The sequence below is a fragment of the Caballeronia sp. GAWG2-1 genome, assembly GCF_023631405.1.
Lineage (GTDB): Bacteria > Pseudomonadota > Gammaproteobacteria > Burkholderiales > Burkholderiaceae > Caballeronia.
The window spans coordinates 70,864-86,397 of the sequence record NZ_JALQDD010000002.1; the positions used below are offsets into that span (position 1 = coordinate 70,864).

Genomic DNA, 15,534 nt, shown 5'->3' on the forward strand with positions numbered 1-15,534 from the left:
CCGGCGCTGCTGTCTCCTTCAGGCAAGACGGCAGCGCCGCTTACGGTTTTCGCATTCAATACCCTCGCGAAAAGTCCACGATACCGCCAATGGTTTCCCCGCGCGACAGCGCCTTGATCTTCGCCGCGATCTGCACGATGCTCTCCTGGCGCAACGTCTCCGCCGAGATATGCGGCGTGACCGACACGCGCGGATGCTTCCAGAACGGATGCTCCTTGGCCAACGGCTCGACATGAAACACATCGAGCGTCGCGGCGGCGAGCTGGCCGCTATCGAGGGCGGCGAGAAGGTCGTCATCGACGAGATGCGGACCGCGCGCCACGTTCACGAGATAAGCACCGCGCGCGAGCTTCGCGAAAGTGCGCGCGTTGAGAATGCCTTCCGTGTCCGGTGTATGCGGCAGCAAGTTGACGAGCACGTGCACGCCATCCAGAAACGCATCGAAGCGCTCGGGACCCGCATAAACCTCGACACCTTCTATTGTCTTCGCCGTGCGGCTGTAGCCTCGCACCGGCACGCCGAGCTCGAGAAGCCCGCGCGCCACTTCACCACCGAGAACGCCGAGACCCAGCACACCCACCGTGAACGATGCGCGCGCATGCTGCGTGAGCTTCTGCCAGCGTCCCTCCCTTTGCAGCGCTTCGTATTCGTCGAAGCGGCGCAGATAGCGCAGAACGGCATACGTCGAATACTCGACCATTTGTTGCGCCATGCCGGTGTCTTCCAGACGCACGAGCGTGGCGTTCGGCGGCAACGTGCCGGGTTCCTTGCGCTCGACATCGAGAATTGCATCGACGCCCGCGCCGAGATTGAAGATGGCCTCCAATTCCGGCCGGTTCGCAAAGAGTTCGCGCGGCGCGCGCCAGACGATGGCGTAATCGGCGGGCGCGGTGTCGCCAGGCTGCCAGATGCGCAGATCGGCGTCCGGCAGTTCGCGGCGCAAACCGCCGAGCCATGCGTCAGTGTCCGCGTGCTCTTCGTAGAAGATGATTTTCAACGTCCGCCTCCGTCGTTCGATCCACCCATTCTAAAGGGTGCAAAAGCGTGCGGCTGCATCCGCGAGCATATCGACATGACGATTGATTCGTTCGTCCTTGCCGCGCGCCACGCGAAAATGCAAGGTGAACAATGTCAGCGAGAACCGCACATGACGACCAGCAATCGAACACCGCGCCCCGCGCTGCTGACGGTGCCCGGCTTGCACGGCAGCGAGGGCGCGCACTGGCAAAGCTGGCTCGAGCATCAGTATGCCGATACATCGCGTGTCGAACAGGCAGACTGGGACGCACCGCATCTCGACATCTGGGCGAACGCGGTGCTCGCGCAACTAGCGACCATTCGCCGTCCTGTCGTGCTCGCCGCGCATAGCTTCGGCTGTCTCGCGACGGCGCACGCGCTCGCGCAGAAACGAACCGATGCCGAAGTCGTCGGCGTATTGTTCGTCGCGCCCGCGAGCCCGGAGAAGTTCCGTTTCGCCGGTCACTTCGAGCCGACGCGTCTTGCCGTGCCTTCCATTCTCGTCGGCAGCGAAACCGATCCGTGGATGCCGCTCGACCACGCGCGCGATCTTGCAGCACGGCTTTCGAGCGCGTTCGTGAATCTCGGCGATGCCGGTCATATCAACACGGCGGCGGGTTTCGGTCCGTGGCCGCGCGCGAAATATTTCATCGACACGCTGGCTCAATATGCTTACCCTGCTGAAAGTTTCGCGGGCGAAGTCTCCTTGCACGAGCACGCGTATGGCTGATGCGCCCGGTTTCATCGACGAACATGAACCATCCGGCCGCCATCGCGCGGCCTTTCTTTTGCAATCGCATTCTTGAGGACGATATGGCGGGATACAGTAAGCGCGTGCTGATGGCAGCCGCGGCGCTCTATATGACGGCGGGCATCGCGCATGCCGATACTTCGTTGCTCAACGTCTCCTACGACGTGACGCGCGAACTGTACAAGGACATCGATACGGCGTTCATCGCCGACTACAAAAGCCGCGCGGGCGAAACGGTGACGGTGAAGCAGTCGCATGGGGCGTCGAGCGCGCAGGCGCTGTCGGTGCTTCAGGGACTGCAAGCCGATGTCGTGACGATGAATCAGCCCAACGACATCGACCTGCTTGCCGAACGCGGTCAACTCGTTCCGGCCAACTGGCGCACGCGTCTTCCGAACGGCAGCGCGCCCTACACGACGACCATGGTGTTCCTCGTGCGAAAGGGCAATCCGAAGAACATCAAGGACTGGAGCGATCTCGCGCGGCCGGGCGTGCAAGTGATCATCGCGAATCCGAAGACTTCGGGTAATGGCCGCTACACGTATCTCGCGGCGTGGGGCTACAAGAAGCAGCAGGGCGCAACCGATGCGCAGGCGCTGGACTTCGAGAAAGCGATCCTCGCCAACGTGCCGACGCTTGACACCGGTGGGCGCGGTGCGACCACGACCTTCACGCAGCGCAATATCGGCGACGTGCTCGTGACTTTCGAGAACGAAGTCGGACTGATCGAAGCAGGCGTCGGCGCGAAGGACTTCGATGCGGTGTATCCGTCATCGAGCCTGTTGGCGGAGCCGCCGGTTTCCATCGTCGACAAGGTGGTGGACAAGCGCGGCACGCGCAAGGAGGCGCAGGCATACGTGGACTTTCTTTACACGCCGCAAGCGCAGGAGATCATCGCGCAGCATCATTTGCGGCCGCGTAACGCGGAGGTGCTGGCCAAGCATGCAAGCGAGTTCAAGCCGCTCAAGACGTTCACGGTGGAGCAGATCTTCGGTAGCTGGCAGAAGGCGCAGCAAACCCATTTCGCCGATGGCGGGACTTTCGATCAGGTGGTCGAGAAGAAATAACCGAAAGGGCTCGCCACGCGCGAGCCCTTTTCTTTTTACTCTCCGCTCAGTTCGAGCAGCCGCGTTCTTCCGCGCTGACGTTCTGCGCCGATTCCGCGCGCATTCCCAGACGCTCGATCAGCTTGCGGTCCGCTTCGGCTTGCGGGTTGCTCGTCGTGAGCAACTGATCGCCGTAGAAGATCGAGTTCGCGCCCGCCGCGAAACAAAGCGCCTGCAACGCTTCATCCATCTGCTCGCGTCCGGCCGAAAGACGGACCATCGCCTTGGGCATGGTGATACGCGCCACCGCGATCGTGCGCACGAACTCGAAGGGATCGAGCCGCGCGGTGCCCGTGAGCGGCGTTCCGGCCACTTGCACGAGATTGTTGATCGGCACCGACTCCGGATACGGCTCCATGTTGGCGAGCTGCGAGATCAAACCGGCGCGTTCACGCCGTGATTCGCCCATGCCGACAATCCCGCCGCAGCACACGTTGATGCCCACATCGCGCACGCGTTCGAGCGTATCGAGACGATCCTGATACGTGCGCGTCGAAATGATCTGGCCGTAGAACTCGGGCGACGTATCGAGATTGTGGTTGTAGTAATCGAGGCCGGCATCGCGCAAGCCTTCTGCCTGATGCGGCTCCAGCATCCCAAGCGTCACGCAGGTTTCCAGTCCCATTGCCTTGACGCCGCGAATCATGTCCTTGATCGGCTCAAGATGGCGATCCTTCGGATTGCGCCACGCCGCGCCCATGCAAAAGCGCGTCGCGCCGTTGGCCTTGGCGGCTGCGGCGGCCTTCAGCACTTCATCCACGGCCATCAGCTTGTCGGCTTGCAGGCCGGTGTCGTGATGCACGGACTGCGGACAGTACGCGCAATCTTCCTCGCAGCCGCCGGTCTTGATCGACAGAAGCGTGGAGAGCTGTACGGCGTTCGGATCGAAATGTTCGCGATGCACCGTTTGCGCGCGATACAGCAGGTCGTTGAACGGCAGGTCGTAAAGCGCGACGATATCGGCGACTTTCCAGCGCGCCTGCGCGGGCGTTTGCGTCGGCGCGGAGGTTTGCGCGGCAGTTTGCAACGATGCGTTGGCAGTGATGGTCTGCGTCATGAATTCAGTCCTTGAGTAAAAGCCGGTCGAGCAGAAGGCGCGTGTCGAGATGATCGGCGGCGCGCGCGGCGTCGGATGGCGCGAAATGCGGAATCACGCCGATGAGCGGTGCATCGAGCCGGTGTTGCAGCGAATGAATGTTTTCTTCCGGATAAAGCATGTGCGGATCGACGCGATTCGCCACCCAGCCCGCGATGCGCAAGCCGCGCGACGTGATCGCCTCGGCGGTCAGCAACGCATGGCTGATGCAGCCGAGCCGCATGCCGACCACGAGCACGACCGGCAGCTTCAGCGCGACGGCGAGATCGGCGGTGTCATGGGTATCGTCTAGCGGCACGCGAAAGCCGCCCACGCCTTCCACGACGACGATATCCGCATGATCGCACGCCACGCGATGCGCCTTTACGATGCGCCCGATATCCAGCGCAATGCCTTCACGCGCGGCGGCGATATGCGGCGCAATCGGCTCGCGCATCATGAACGGCGTGCGAATGGCGGGCGGCAGCGCGACGTTGGCGGCGGCATCGAGTTGATCGGCGTCTTCGTTATGCAGCACGCCGTCACGTTCGATTGCGCCGGACGCGATGGGTTTCATCGCGGCGGCGCGCAAGTTCGCGCGCGCGAAGCCATGCAACAGCGCGCACGAGACGAAGGTCTTGCCGATCTCCGTATCGGTGCCGGCGACGAATAGCGATAAAGCGGTCATGTCGTTTCTTTACTGAGCGTGCCAAGTGCTTCGTCGAGTCGGGCGAGGTCGTCGTCGCCATGCGCGGCCGATAACGAAATGCGCAAGCGCGATGTCCCCGCGGGCACGGTCGGCGGGCGGATCGCGGGAACCCAGAGGCCTCGTTTGTCGAGCGCGGCGGCGAGCGCGAGCGTTTCGTCGTTGCCGCCGATGACGAGCGGCTGCACCGCCGTCTTCGATTCGACCGGCAACCAGCGTGTGCGTTTCAACATGCCGCGCGTCGTTTCGATGAGCGATGCCAGATGCTTGCGTCGCGCATCGCCGTCTTCGCTGCCGATCAACCCGATGCTCACGGATACGGCGTGCGCCACGGCAGGCGGCGACGCGGTCGTGAAGATATAAGGCCGCGCGCGCTGGATCAACCATTCGATGACCGTCTCGCTTGCCGCGACGAACGCGCCGGAAACGCCCGCCGCCTTGCCTAGCGTGCCGACATAGACGAGATGCGGCGAGCGCAGCGCGAATTGCGCGAGCGCGCCGCGACCTTGCGGACCGAGCACGCCGAAGCCGTGGGCATCGTCGACGACGAGCCACGCACCGTATTTCTCCGCGAGTTCCACGAGACTTTGCAACGGCGCGATATCGCCGTCCATGCTGAACACGGTATCCGTCACGATGAGCTTCGTCGTCGCGTCCGCTTGCGATGCATCGAGCATGGCGTCGAGCGCTTCCATGTCGGCGTGCGGATAAATTTGCACCTGCGCGCGCGAGAGCCTGACGCCATCGATCAGAGACGCATGATTCAGCGCGTCGGAGAACACCATCGTGCCGCGTCCGGCGAGCGTCGAGAGCACGGCGAGATTGGCCATGTAACCGGTGCTGAAGTAAAGCGCGCGCGGGTCGTCGACGAAGCCGCCGGAAAACGCGGCGAGATCGTCTTCGAGTTGCGCGTGGGCGCGCGAATGGCCGCCCAGCAGATGCGAGCCGCCGCTGCCCGCGCCATACAGCGACGCGCCTTCGGCAAGCGCTTCCCGCAGCGCTTCGTGGGCGGCGAGACCGAGATAGTCGTTGCTCGCGAAGCCGATCATCGCGCGGCCATCGACGGTCATATGGGCCGAACACGCGCTGTCGATGGTTCTGCGACGGCGGCGCAAACCGCGCGCGTCGATATCGGCGAGTCCTTGCTGCAGCGTTTCGTAGAGCGCTTTCGATGTGTCGCTCATGCGGTGGCCTCGGCGGCGGCGAGCGTGGCATCGAGCGTTTCGCGCGTGCGCCTGGCGAGCAGCGCGAGTTCGTCGTCGGTGAGCACGTATGGCGGCATCAGATAAACCGTCTTGCCGATAGGACGCAGCAACAGTTCGCGCTCCAGCCCCAACTCGAAGAAGCGACGCGAGAACGCGCGATCTTCGGTGACGACATCGAACGCGAAGATCGTGCCGCGCTCGCGTAGATTGCGCACGCGTTCATGCTTCACGAGCGGCTGCAAGGCCTCGCGCAAAAGCGCGGCTTTGCGGCGATTCTCCGCGAGCACGTTGGCGCTTTCGAACAGATCGAGCGTCGCGAGCGCGGCGCGGCATGCAAGCGGATTGCCCGTGTACGAATGCGAATGCAGAAAGCCGCGCGTAACGTCGTCATCGTAGAAAGCGGCGTAGATGTCATCGCGCGTGAGCACGATGGAAAGCGGCAGATAACCGCCGCTGATGCCCTTCGACAAGCACACGAAGTCCGGCCAGATGCCCGCTTGCTCGCACGCGAAGAAGGTGCCGGTGCGGCCGCAGCCGACCGCGATCTCATCGGCGATCAAATGCACGCCGTGTTCATCGCACAGGGCGCGCAAGCGGGTGAGATACGACGCGTCGTACATCGCCATGCCGGCCGCGCATTGCACGAGCGGCTCGACGATCACGGCGGCGAGATGCGCGGCGCGTTGTTCGAAGAGCGCGCGCATGGCGTCGATGGCTTGGTCTTCGCCGCTCGCCGCCGGCGATGCGACCACATGCGCGTGGCGGATCAGCGGATCGTATGCGTCCTTGAAGAGCGCGACATCGGTCACGCCGAGCGCGCCGATGGTTTCGCCGTGATAGCTGTTCGCCATGCACACGAACTCGCGCTTTTCACTTTGCCCACGGTTGTGCCAGAAGTGAAAGCTCATCTTCAACGCGATCTCGACGGCGGACGCGCCATCGGACGCAAAAAAAGCATGACCGAGCGTGTGCCGTGTGAGCGCGGACAGCCGTTCGGCCAGTTCGACGGCGGGCGCATGCGTGCAGCCCGCGAGCATCGCGTGTTCGAGCGTATCGAGCTGATCCTTGAGCGCGCGGTTGATGTCGGGATTCGCGTGGCCGAACAGATTGACCCACCACGAACTGATGGCGTCGAGATAGCGGTTGCCCGCCGGGTCGTAGAGCCACGCGCCCTTGCCGCGCGCGATGGGCACGAGCGGCATGCGCTCGTGGTGTTTCATCTGAGTGCACGGGTGCCACACCGCGGCGAGCGAGCGCGCGACCCAGTCCTGATTGTCTTCTGTGTTCAAAAACGGCTCCCAGGCGGCGCATGGCGCCAGCCGGATACATCGGGCAAGCCGCGAGGGCCTGCGCTATTCGAGGATTGCGCCTGACTTCGCGCGCTTCGATTATGGCGAAAATATCCGGAAGCTTCGCTTTTCGGCCGGGTCCTGGATCGCCTGCGCACGCTTCCACGAAGTGGTGAAAAGCACGATCGCGGCTAACTTCGCCGAACGGACCGCCAACACGGGCGAAAGAAGCAAAAACGCCGGCGCAAGGCCGGCGTTCGAAAAATTTGGAGGGAAGAAGCGTATCAGCGCGATGCCGTCTGCGTTTGCTCGCCCGCTTCGTTCCACACGACGGCGTTATCCACCGCGTAGAGCTTGCAGGGATCGGCGCTCTGCTTCTGGCAACTGGCGAGCGCGACGGACATCGGGTCGTCGCCGCCTTCAGCCCACGACCACGCGCCCGAGTTCGACACGGCGAACGCGCGGCTCGAATATTGGCTCAGGAAGTTGCGATAGCCGTTGCGGCCGCTTTCATCGATGAAGGGCACGGATTGCACGGCATCGAGGTTCGCAAAGTCGGTGGCCTTCGGCGAATGCGGCTCGGCGACCTGATATTGCACCGTGGTCGGCATGCCGACTTGCGCGAGGAACGCCTTCACGCGCGGCCACCAGACCTGCACGCCGTCGCGGTCGCCGACGAGCCGATGCGCGTCGTTCTTGTAGGTGCCGAAGTCGGTCATCTGCGCGCGTGCGCCGTGCGACACGAACGCGGCATACATCTGCGTGGACAAGTCGCCTTGCCACACCGAATCGTTGTCACCGTAGAGCCACAGCGAAGGCAAACGAACGTTCTCGCCATAAGCGCCGAAGGCATCGACGAGATTTTTTTGCCAGCCGGCGCATTCGTCCTGACGCAGACCGCCCGAGAAATTGATGAGACCGCGCACGCCCGGCGCCGCGACCGCTTCGCGCGCACCGTAGGCCATCGTCGTCAAGCCGCCGTGCGAAGTGCCGCCCACGACAATATGCGTCTTGTCGACATAAGGCTGCTGGCTCATGTACGCGACCGCTGCGGCGACGTCTTCCGCCTGCGCGAAGCCGTTGGCTTCGACATCGCAACCATGGCCGGCGTAGTCGCCGCCCGAGCCCGCGAAGCCGCGACGATTCGGCACGACCACGACATAGCCATGACGCACGAACTCGCGTGCGAGCGCGACCGGCCGATTACGCGGTTGGGCGTGGGAGTCGCCGGGGAGCTTGCCGTGGTTGAAGACGATCATCGGGAAAGGACCCGCGCCGTCCGGTTTGAAAACGGTCGTTTCGAGCGAGATGTCGGCTTCGGGAATTTGAACGATGCTTTCGTTCAGACCATTGCCGACGACCGGAAGGTGAGCGTCGAGCGCGTCGGGTATCTGGCCGAAGACGGGGGCTGAAAGCCCTTCGGAGGGGCGAACGCCGCCGATCGGTTCGGCTTTCACGACAGTCGTGAAGAACGATGTCGCAAGTGAGCACACCATGCTGCATCCGACCAACCAGGTTCTGATCGCCATCCCTTAACTCCGCCTCGCTCCGATTAAGGCTTGATTGGCTTGGCCCCAAATGCACGATTGAAGTCACAAACCTATCTCGCTGCTCATGATGAGCAGTATCGAATGCGGGTTCCGGGAGCCATGCCTAGAAAAGGCATGACAATTGGCTTCAATACGGGGCTTCGCTGCGAACATCGGGGCGCGGCAATGACTGCGCCCTGACGTGAAGAGAGATTAACTGTTCAAAATTGCACTGCACAATAAGCGTAACCCCGTAACCATTTAATTTGAAAGGAGAAATCAAGGAAATTAATACTGAATCGGATTTATATGTTTTAAAGAGACATTTACTTTTCTTTTATGTCACCGTCGATATAGACCCAATGGCCGGCGTTGTCGCGGCAAAAGCGGCTGGCTTCGTGCAAGCGATGCGCTCGCCCTTCGACCTTGTAGCGCGCGACGAATTCGACTTCCTCGTGTTGTGTATCGATCACAGCGTGACGTTTGATTTGCAAACCGAGCCAGCGTGTGTGCGTGTCGTTCGAGACATCGAGATCGGGCGGGCGGCTTTTGTCGTCCCAGGTCGCGCGCAGGTAGGTCGTATTGCCGAGGACGTAAGCGGTATAGCGCGAACGCATGAGTTCCATTGCGTTCGCCGGAAAGGCGCCGCCTTCGATAAAGCGCCCGCAGCATGCTTCATAACGCGGCGCGCGGGCGTTCGGATGTTGATTGGGCGATGCTCCGCCGCAAGGACATTCCACCGGCTTCATTGATCCACGCTCGGCATGTCGATGCGCCCCGGCTGGTTCTTCACGCGCGCGAGCCAGGCGCGAATGGCCGGATAGCTAGCGAGATCGAGACCGGCTTCATCCGCGACATGCGTGTAAGCGTAAAGCGCGATATCGGCCACCGTGTAGCGCTCGGCGGCGAAGAACGTGCGCGTGGCGAGATGCTGCTCCATCACGTCGAGCGCGCGGTACGAACCAGCGATCTTGTCGGGCAGCCGCGGATCGTCGTGCTTCTTCAGGAACTGCTTGATGAAGCGCGCCACCGCGACATATGGCTCGTGACTGTATTGCTCGAAGAACATCCATTGCAGCACGCGCGCGCGTTCGAGCCGGTCGGCGGGCAGGAGCGGCGTGCCATCGGCGAGATAGCAGAGAATGGCGTTCGATTCGGTGAGCGCCATTTGTTCGTCGATGACGAGCACCGGAACCTTGCCATTCGGATTGAGCTTCAGGAACGACTCGGTGCGCGTGGCGCCGTTCATCATGTCCACTTCGTGCCAGACGTAGGGCAGATTCAGTTGTTCGAGCGCGAGCCGCACCTTGTAGCAGTTTCCCGATGACGAAACGCCATGTACCTGATAAGTCACGTGCAATCTTCCCTTGTTATGGATGGTCGTGGCACGGCGCCAACTCTTTAGACCAGTTCGATACCCATGGCCGTCGCTTCGCCGCCGCCGATACACAAGCTCGCAACGCCGCGCTTGAGCCCGCGAGCCTTCAGCGCCGCAAGCAAGGTCACGAGAATGCGCGCGCCGGACGCGCCGATAGGATGTCCGAGCGCACACGCGCCGCCGTTCACGTTGACCTTGTCGTGCGGCAGATCGTGCTCGCGCATCGCGGCCATGGCGACTACGGCGAAGGCCTCGTTGATTTCGTAGAGATCGATATCGCCGGAACGCCAGCCGTTCTTCTCGAACAGCTTGCGAATGGCGCCAACCGGCGCGGTCGTGAACAACGCGGGCTGCTGCGCGAAAGTGCTGTGACCCACGACTCGCGCGAGCGGCGTCACGCCCAACCGCTTGGCGGTGGATTCGAGCATCATCACGAGCGCGGCGGCGCCATCGGAGATGGACGACGAATTCGCGGCCGTCACCGTGCCGTCCTTGGCAAACGCGGGCTTGAGCGATGGAATCTTCTCGATGTTCGCCTTGAACGGCTGTTCGTCGCGCGCGATGACCGTATCGCCCTTTCTGCCTTGCACCGTGACGGGCGCGATTTCCCAGGCGAAGGAACCGTCGTCGTTGGCGCGCTGAGCGCGTCGCAACGACTCGACGGCAAACGCATCTTGCGATTCGCGCGAAAACTCATACGACGACGCGCATTGCTCCGCGAACGCGCCCATGAGACGCCCCTTGTCGTAAGCGTCTTCGAGGCCGTCGAGGAACATGTGGTCGAGCACCTGACCGTGACCCATGCGCATGCCGCCGCGAGCCTTCGGCAACACATACGGCGCATTCGTCATGCTTTCCATGCCGCCCGCGACGATCACATCGGCCGAGCCCGCCAGCAGCATGTCGTGCGCGAACATGGCCGCGCGCATGCCGGAGCCGCACATCTTGTTGATGGTCGTGCTGCCGGTGGAAAGCGGCAAGCCCGCGCCGAGCGCCGCTTGCCGTGCAGGCGCTTGACCTTGGCCCGCAGGCAGCACGCAGCCCATGATCGCTTCGTCGATCCGCGCGGGTTCGAGACCCGCGCGTTCGCATGCCGCGCGAATCGCGACCGCGCCGAGCTGCGGCGCGGTCATCGCGGCGAAATCGCCCTGAAATGCGGCCATCGGCGTGCGTGCCGCCGATACGATGACCACGGAATCCTTCGATGTCTCACTCATGTTTCAGCTCCTTGATGACGCCTTGAATGACGGCGGGAACGTCGCCGAGCCGCGCCGCATCCGACGCGATCACATCGTTCGCCGCGGCATGCGCGCCGCCGCGCGTCAACGCGGCGAGGCATGCCTGATAGGTTGAATCCACCTGGTCTTGCGCGCTGATCATCATGCCCATGTTGCGCAAGCGGCCATCGTGCACGCCATAGGTCCAGCCGTGCACGGTGAGGTCCTGACCGCGCGCCCACGCGTCGTTGACGATGGTCGTGCGGCACACGTTGAGCGTCTGCTCGATGGTATTGAGTTCGACCAGACGCCGGTGCCGCGCTTCTCCAACCGGCCATTCATCGAGCAGCGCTGCGTGTTTTTCGCGCACGTCCTCGACGTGCCGCAACCAGTTGTCCGCGAGACCCACGCGCTGGCCGACGAGCGCCGCACCCACGCCCGAGCAGCCGTAGTGGCCGACGACCATGATGTGCTTCACCTTCAGCAAGTCCACCGCGAACTGAATGACGGACAGCGCATTGAGGTCCGAGTGAACGACCACGTTCGCGATGTTTCTATGCACGAACACTTCGCCGGGCGGCAAGCCGATGATCTGGTTCGCCGGCACGCGCGAGTCGGAGCAGCCGATCCACAGATACTCCGGCGCCTGCTGGTGCGCGAGGCGCGTGAAGAACTCCGCGTCGTCGGATAGCTTGCGTTCGACCCACGCCTGATTGTTGTCGAAGAGATGGGCGAGGGGATGGAAGGCTTGGTCGTTTTGCTCAGTCATGGTGATGGTCGTGTTTCGGGTACTTGCGCGCTCGATGATGTATCAAGCCGCGCGTATCGATGCCGTTGCCTTGTCGAAACGCTCCGGATAGCGGATGCAGAATCGCAGGGCCCGGTCGTAGGGGAAAAAATCGGCGAGTTCGCCTCGTTGCAGCTGCTCCTTGTGACGCTGCCACAGCGCGGGATCGAAAAAATCCGCGTGATGACGCATGAATGCTTCGCGCACGCGCGGATCGCCGAGCAGGAACGTGCCGTACGTCTCCGGAAAGATGTCGTGCGGCCCGACGGTATACCACGGTTCCCCGGACAGCTCGTCTTCCTCGTAGCGCGGCGGCGGCACGCTACGCACGTTGCAATCGGTCAGATACTCGATTTCATCGTAATCGTAAAACACGACACGCCCGTGGCGCGTCACGCCGAAATTCTTGTACAGCATGTCGCCGGGAAAGATGTTCGCCTGAATCAACTGCTTGATTGCGTCGCCATATTCGCGGATGCCGTGATCGACGTCCGCGTCGCTGCCGCCTTGCAGAAAGAGATTGAGTGGCACCATGCGCCGTTCGATATACACGTGCTTGATGACGAGCTTGTCGCCTTCGTATTCGATCATCGAAGGCGCTTCTTTTTCAAGTTCGCGGATCAACGCATCGTCGAGGCGCGCAAGCGGCAGCGCGACGCTCGAATATTCGAGCGTGTCGGCCATGCGGCCCACGCGGTCGTGACGCTTGACGAGTTGATACTTGCCCTGAATCTTCTCGCGCGTGGTTTCCTTCGGCGGCGGAAACGCGTCCTTTATGAGCTTGAACACGTAAGGAAACGAAGGCAGCGTGAACACGATCATCACGAGCCCCTTGATGCCGGGCGCCACGATGAAGCGATCGCTCGAATGTTTCAGATGATGCAGCAGGTCGCGATAGAACAGATTCTTGCCCTGCTTCTGCAAGCCCACCGAGGTATAGATTTCGGCCTTCGGCTTGCCCGGCATGATGCTGCGCAAGAACTGCACATACGCGGACGGCACTTCCATGTCGACGAGAAAGTACGAATGCGAGAAGCTGAAGATGACGAGCAACTGCTCCCGGTTCAAAAGCACGGTGTCGAGCGCCAGCAAGTGCGGCTGCGTGTGACGGATGGCAACCGCGAACGGAAGTAAGGCATCGCCATTGATGATGCGCCCGACGACATATGCCGCCTTGTTGCGAAAGAACAGCGACGAGAGCACGTGAATCTGAAAGTTCGGCGCGGGCGTGAGTTGGCCAAAGGCCTCTTCGATTGCATCCACCACGCAATGCACGTCGCGCGGCAAATCCTCGAACGAAGGCTCCAGCTGAAAGTTCGTGACGATGCGTTCGAGCGTGGCCTGCAGCCCGTCTTTCTCGGGGTAATACGCGCGATACGTCGGCTTGGCGGCGGGCTCGTCGTTCTCGATGTATTCCGTCGAAATGGCGGGCCGCACGAAGATGAAATCGTTGTTGAAATACGAGCGATGCAGGATCTTGCAGCACACCGAGTTGAAGAACGTCTCCGCGCATTCCGGCTGCCGATGCGTCGTCAACAAGCCGATGAAGTGCAGCTTGATCTGCTGCCAGATTTCATCGTCGATGGTCTCGGCTTCGTACTCGTCTTCCAGCGACGTCACGCATTCCGCGACGCGATCGTCATAAGACGCGATGCGGTCGCGTGCGCGTTGCGCGAGCGCTTGCCAGTTGCCTTCCTCGAACAGATGCTTCGCCTCGACTGCCGCTTCGCGAAAGACGCGGTAATGGCGATCGAAGCCTTCGAGTATCGTCTGCGCGACATCGAAACCTATTTGCGACGAGAGCAGCTTGGGGAAGTGATTCATGTCGGCTGGGCGTCTCGTTGGCCATCATGCGGCTTTGGCTCTGCGGGCGCGCTTTTCGACGCCAGCGGCAAGGAGCGCGCGGCCTTGCTTCTCGTATGTTTCGAGTTCGGCGAGTGTCGTGGTGAGATCGACGAGTTGCCGCTCGAGCACTTCGCGATGCGCCGCGATGGTATCGACAAAAGCCTGCAACTGCCGCGTGCCGCCCGTGGGCGAGTCGTACAAGTCCAGCAGCGTGCGAATCTCCGACAACGTAAAGCCGAGCCGCTTGCCGCGTAGCGTGAGTTTCAGGCGCGTGCGATCGCGTGACGAATACACACGCCGCAGGCCGTTCGCGCCTTCGCGCTCGGGCGCGAGTAGACCGTGGTCTTCGTAGAAGCGAATGGCGCGCGACGTGATGTCGAACTCGCGCGCCAGTTCGCTGATGGTGTAGTGAATGGCTTGAGTCATTGCCGGCGCCGGAGCACGTGATCACACATGCGACGTTAGAATGAGGTTTACGTTATCGTCAACCTGGCGAAATTGCAACGTGGCTTGAACCCGCATTCATGCACACTTCAGAGGCGCAAAAGAATGAACGCACTCGAACATCAACTCGATTATGTTTTTGCCGACGAATTGCCCGAAGCGGGGCGCGTGAAGGAAGTCGCGCCTGGCCTTTACTGGCTGCGCATGCCTTTGCCGTTCGCGCTCGATCACATCAATCTGTGGCTATTGCGCGATGAGATCGATGGCGTGCAGGGTTGGACCATCATCGATTGCGGCATCTCGAACGAAAATATTCGCGCGAACTGGGAAAGCGTGTTCGACAGCGCGCTCGACGGCTTGCCTGTGCTGCGCGTGATCGTCACGCATTGCCATCCGGATCATCTCGGTCTTGCCGACTGGATCTGCAAGGGTGGCGACAAGGCACGCTGGAACGTGCGTCTCTGGATTGCGCTCGGCGAGTATGCAATGGGCCGCGTGATGGCCGCGGGCGATGGCTCGAACGCGGGCGGCGAGCGCGCGGCGAAGCACTTCGCGGCGCATGGTCTAACGGACGAGGCATCGCTCGATGCATTGAGAAAGCGCGACAGCTATTACCCGACGCTCGTGCCTTCCATCCCCGCCGAGTTCCGCCGTATCCGCGATGGCGACCGCATCGCGATTGGCGGACGCGAATGGCAAATCATTTCGGGCTACGGTCATTCGCCCGAACATAGTGCGCTGTATTGCGCGGCGGACAAGCTGCTCATTTCCGGCGATATGGTTTTGCCACGCATCTCGACGAACGTGTCCGTGTTCGCTATCGAGCCAGAAGGCAATCCGCTTGCGCTATATCTCGAATCGTTGGGACGCTACGAACACATGCCCGCCGATGTGCTCGCCTTGCCTTCGCATGGCAAGCCGTTTCGCGGCGTGCTCACGCGTATCGGTCAGTTGCGGGACCATCATCGCGCGCGGCTTGCGGAAGTGGTCGAGGCGTGCACGCAGCGTCCGTGCAGCGCGGGAGATATCGTGCCGATCATGTTCAAGCGCAAGCTCGATATCCATCAGATGACCTTCGCACTTGGCGAAGCGCTCGCGCATCTGAACTTGTTGTGGCTGGATGGCACGCTTACGCGCGAGACGGGCGAGGACGGGGTGATCCGGTACTCGCCCGCTTAGAACTCG

At 62.1% G+C, this 15,534-nt stretch carries 15 protein-coding genes; 3 read left to right on the top strand and 12 right to left on the bottom strand.

From position 1 onward, the window contains the following. Positions 1-55: 55 nt before the first annotated feature. Positions 56-997, bottom strand: a complete 942-nt coding sequence (locus tag NCR98_RS00705; protein WP_250525288.1) for a 2-hydroxyacid dehydrogenase — start codon at positions 995-997, stop codon at positions 56-58. A gap of 150 nt (positions 998-1,147) precedes the next feature. Here NCR98_RS00705 and NCR98_RS00710 point away from each other — a divergent pair, with 150 nt between their 5' ends. Both NCR98_RS00710 and NCR98_RS00715 read left to right on the top strand, forming a co-directional pair. After that, entirely contained in the window at positions 1,148-1,747 is a 600-nt protein-coding gene (locus NCR98_RS00710; RefSeq protein ID WP_250508468.1) for an RBBP9/YdeN family alpha/beta hydrolase, read from the top strand. A 110-nt stretch (positions 1,748-1,857) separates the two neighbouring features. Next, positions 1,858-2,835 (top strand): sulfate ABC transporter substrate-binding protein, encoded by a 978-nt coding sequence (locus tag NCR98_RS00715; RefSeq protein WP_250491775.1) that lies wholly within the window; start codon positions 1,858-1,860, stop codon positions 2,833-2,835. A 46-nt stretch (positions 2,836-2,881) separates the two neighbouring features. Here the strand turns inward: NCR98_RS00715 and bioB are convergent, their stop codons facing one another. The 11 genes from bioB to NCR98_RS00770 all read right to left on the bottom strand — a co-directional run bounded on the left by bioB (position 2,882) and on the right by NCR98_RS00770 (position 14,331). Then, positions 2,882-3,931: a biotin synthase BioB gene (bioB, locus tag NCR98_RS00720; protein WP_250525289.1), complete on the bottom strand. Its 1,050-nt coding sequence runs from the start codon at positions 3,929-3,931 to the stop codon at positions 2,882-2,884. Positions 3,932-3,935: 4 nt separating this feature from the next. Continuing rightward, positions 3,936-4,637: a dethiobiotin synthase gene (gene bioD / locus NCR98_RS00725; RefSeq protein WP_244826784.1), complete on the bottom strand. Its 702-nt coding sequence runs from the start codon at positions 4,635-4,637 to the stop codon at positions 3,936-3,938. After that, positions 4,634-5,839: an 8-amino-7-oxononanoate synthase gene (gene bioF, locus NCR98_RS00730; RefSeq protein ID WP_250525290.1), complete on the bottom strand. Its 1,206-nt coding sequence runs from the start codon at positions 5,837-5,839 to the stop codon at positions 4,634-4,636. The genes bioD and bioF overlap by 4 nt, the downstream gene beginning before the upstream one ends. Beyond that, positions 5,836-7,149: an adenosylmethionine--8-amino-7-oxononanoate transaminase gene (locus NCR98_RS00735; protein ID WP_250525291.1), complete on the bottom strand. Its 1,314-nt coding sequence runs from the start codon at positions 7,147-7,149 to the stop codon at positions 5,836-5,838. The genes bioF and NCR98_RS00735 overlap by 4 nt, the downstream gene beginning before the upstream one ends. A 284-nt stretch (positions 7,150-7,433) precedes the next feature. Next, on the bottom strand, positions 7,434-8,678 hold the full coding sequence (locus NCR98_RS00740) for a dienelactone hydrolase family protein (RefSeq protein WP_244826787.1): 1,245 nt from the start codon (positions 8,676-8,678) through the stop codon (positions 7,434-7,436). Between the two features lie 326 nt (positions 8,679-9,004). Then, positions 9,005-9,427, bottom strand: a complete 423-nt coding sequence (locus NCR98_RS00745; RefSeq protein WP_250525292.1) for a YchJ family protein — start codon at positions 9,425-9,427, stop codon at positions 9,005-9,007. After that, positions 9,424-10,032, bottom strand: coding sequence for a glutathione S-transferase family protein (locus tag NCR98_RS00750; RefSeq protein ID WP_250462659.1), 609 nt, complete (start codon positions 10,030-10,032; stop codon positions 9,424-9,426). Before NCR98_RS00750 ends, NCR98_RS00745 begins: the two co-directional genes overlap by 4 nt. Before the next feature lie 47 nt (positions 10,033-10,079). Further along, positions 10,080-11,273 carry an acetyl-CoA C-acetyltransferase gene (locus NCR98_RS00755; RefSeq protein WP_250525293.1) on the bottom strand — a complete coding sequence of 398 codons (1,194 nt, stop codon included), beginning with the start codon at positions 11,271-11,273 and terminating at the stop codon, positions 10,080-10,082. After that, on the bottom strand, positions 11,266-12,042 hold the full coding sequence (can, locus tag NCR98_RS00760) for a carbonate dehydratase (protein ID WP_250462664.1): 777 nt from the start codon (positions 12,040-12,042) through the stop codon (positions 11,266-11,268). Before can ends, NCR98_RS00755 begins: the two co-directional genes overlap by 8 nt. 42 nt (positions 12,043-12,084) lie before the next feature. Then, entirely contained in the window at positions 12,085-13,884 is a 1,800-nt protein-coding gene (gene aceK / locus NCR98_RS00765) for a bifunctional isocitrate dehydrogenase kinase/phosphatase (RefSeq protein ID WP_250525294.1), read from the bottom strand. Positions 13,885-13,908: 24 nt separating this feature from the next. Further along, the gene (locus NCR98_RS00770; protein ID WP_244826793.1) at positions 13,909-14,331 is read right to left on the bottom strand and encodes a MerR family transcriptional regulator; all 423 of its coding nucleotides are present in this window, start codon (positions 14,329-14,331) and stop codon (positions 13,909-13,911) included. A gap of 123 nt (positions 14,332-14,454) precedes the next feature. On the opposite strand from NCR98_RS00770, the gene NCR98_RS00775 reads away from it, so the two are divergent. Beyond that, positions 14,455-15,528, top strand: coding sequence for an MBL fold metallo-hydrolase (locus tag NCR98_RS00775; protein WP_250525295.1), 1,074 nt, complete (start codon positions 14,455-14,457; stop codon positions 15,526-15,528). Positions 15,529-15,534: the final 6 nt, after the last annotated feature.

Bases quoted from the DNA above. Each gene is read 5' to 3' on its own strand.
- NCR98_RS00710 (WP_250508468.1), top strand. From the start codon at position 1,148: ATGACGACCAGCAATCGAACACCGCGCCCCGCGCTGCTGACGGTGCCC.
- NCR98_RS00715 (WP_250491775.1), top strand. From the start codon at position 1,858: ATGGCAGCCGCGGCGCTCTATATGACGGCGGGCATCGCGCATGCCGAT.
- bioB (WP_250525289.1), bottom strand. From the start codon at position 3,931: ATGACGCAGACCATCACTGCCAACGCATCGTTGCAAACTGCCGCGCAA.
- bioD (WP_244826784.1), bottom strand. From the start codon at position 4,637: ATGACCGCTTTATCGCTATTCGTCGCCGGCACCGATACGGAGATCGGC.
- bioF (WP_250525290.1), bottom strand. From the start codon at position 5,839: ATGAGCGACACATCGAAAGCGCTCTACGAAACGCTGCAGCAAGGACTC.
- NCR98_RS00740 (WP_244826787.1), bottom strand. From the start codon at position 8,678: ATGGCGATCAGAACCTGGTTGGTCGGATGCAGCATGGTGTGCTCACTT.
- NCR98_RS00745 (WP_250525292.1), bottom strand. From the start codon at position 9,427: ATGAAGCCGGTGGAATGTCCTTGCGGCGGAGCATCGCCCAATCAACAT.
- NCR98_RS00755 (WP_250525293.1), bottom strand. From the start codon at position 11,273: ATGAGTGAGACATCGAAGGATTCCGTGGTCATCGTATCGGCGGCACGC.
- can (WP_250462664.1), bottom strand. From the start codon at position 12,042: ATGACTGAGCAAAACGACCAAGCCTTCCATCCCCTCGCCCATCTCTTC.
- aceK (WP_250525294.1), bottom strand. From the start codon at position 13,884: ATGAATCACTTCCCCAAGCTGCTCTCGTCGCAAATAGGTTTCGATGTC.
- NCR98_RS00770 (WP_244826793.1), bottom strand. From the start codon at position 14,331: ATGACTCAAGCCATTCACTACACCATCAGCGAACTGGCGCGCGAGTTC.
- NCR98_RS00775 (WP_250525295.1), top strand. From the start codon at position 14,455: ATGAACGCACTCGAACATCAACTCGATTATGTTTTTGCCGACGAATTG.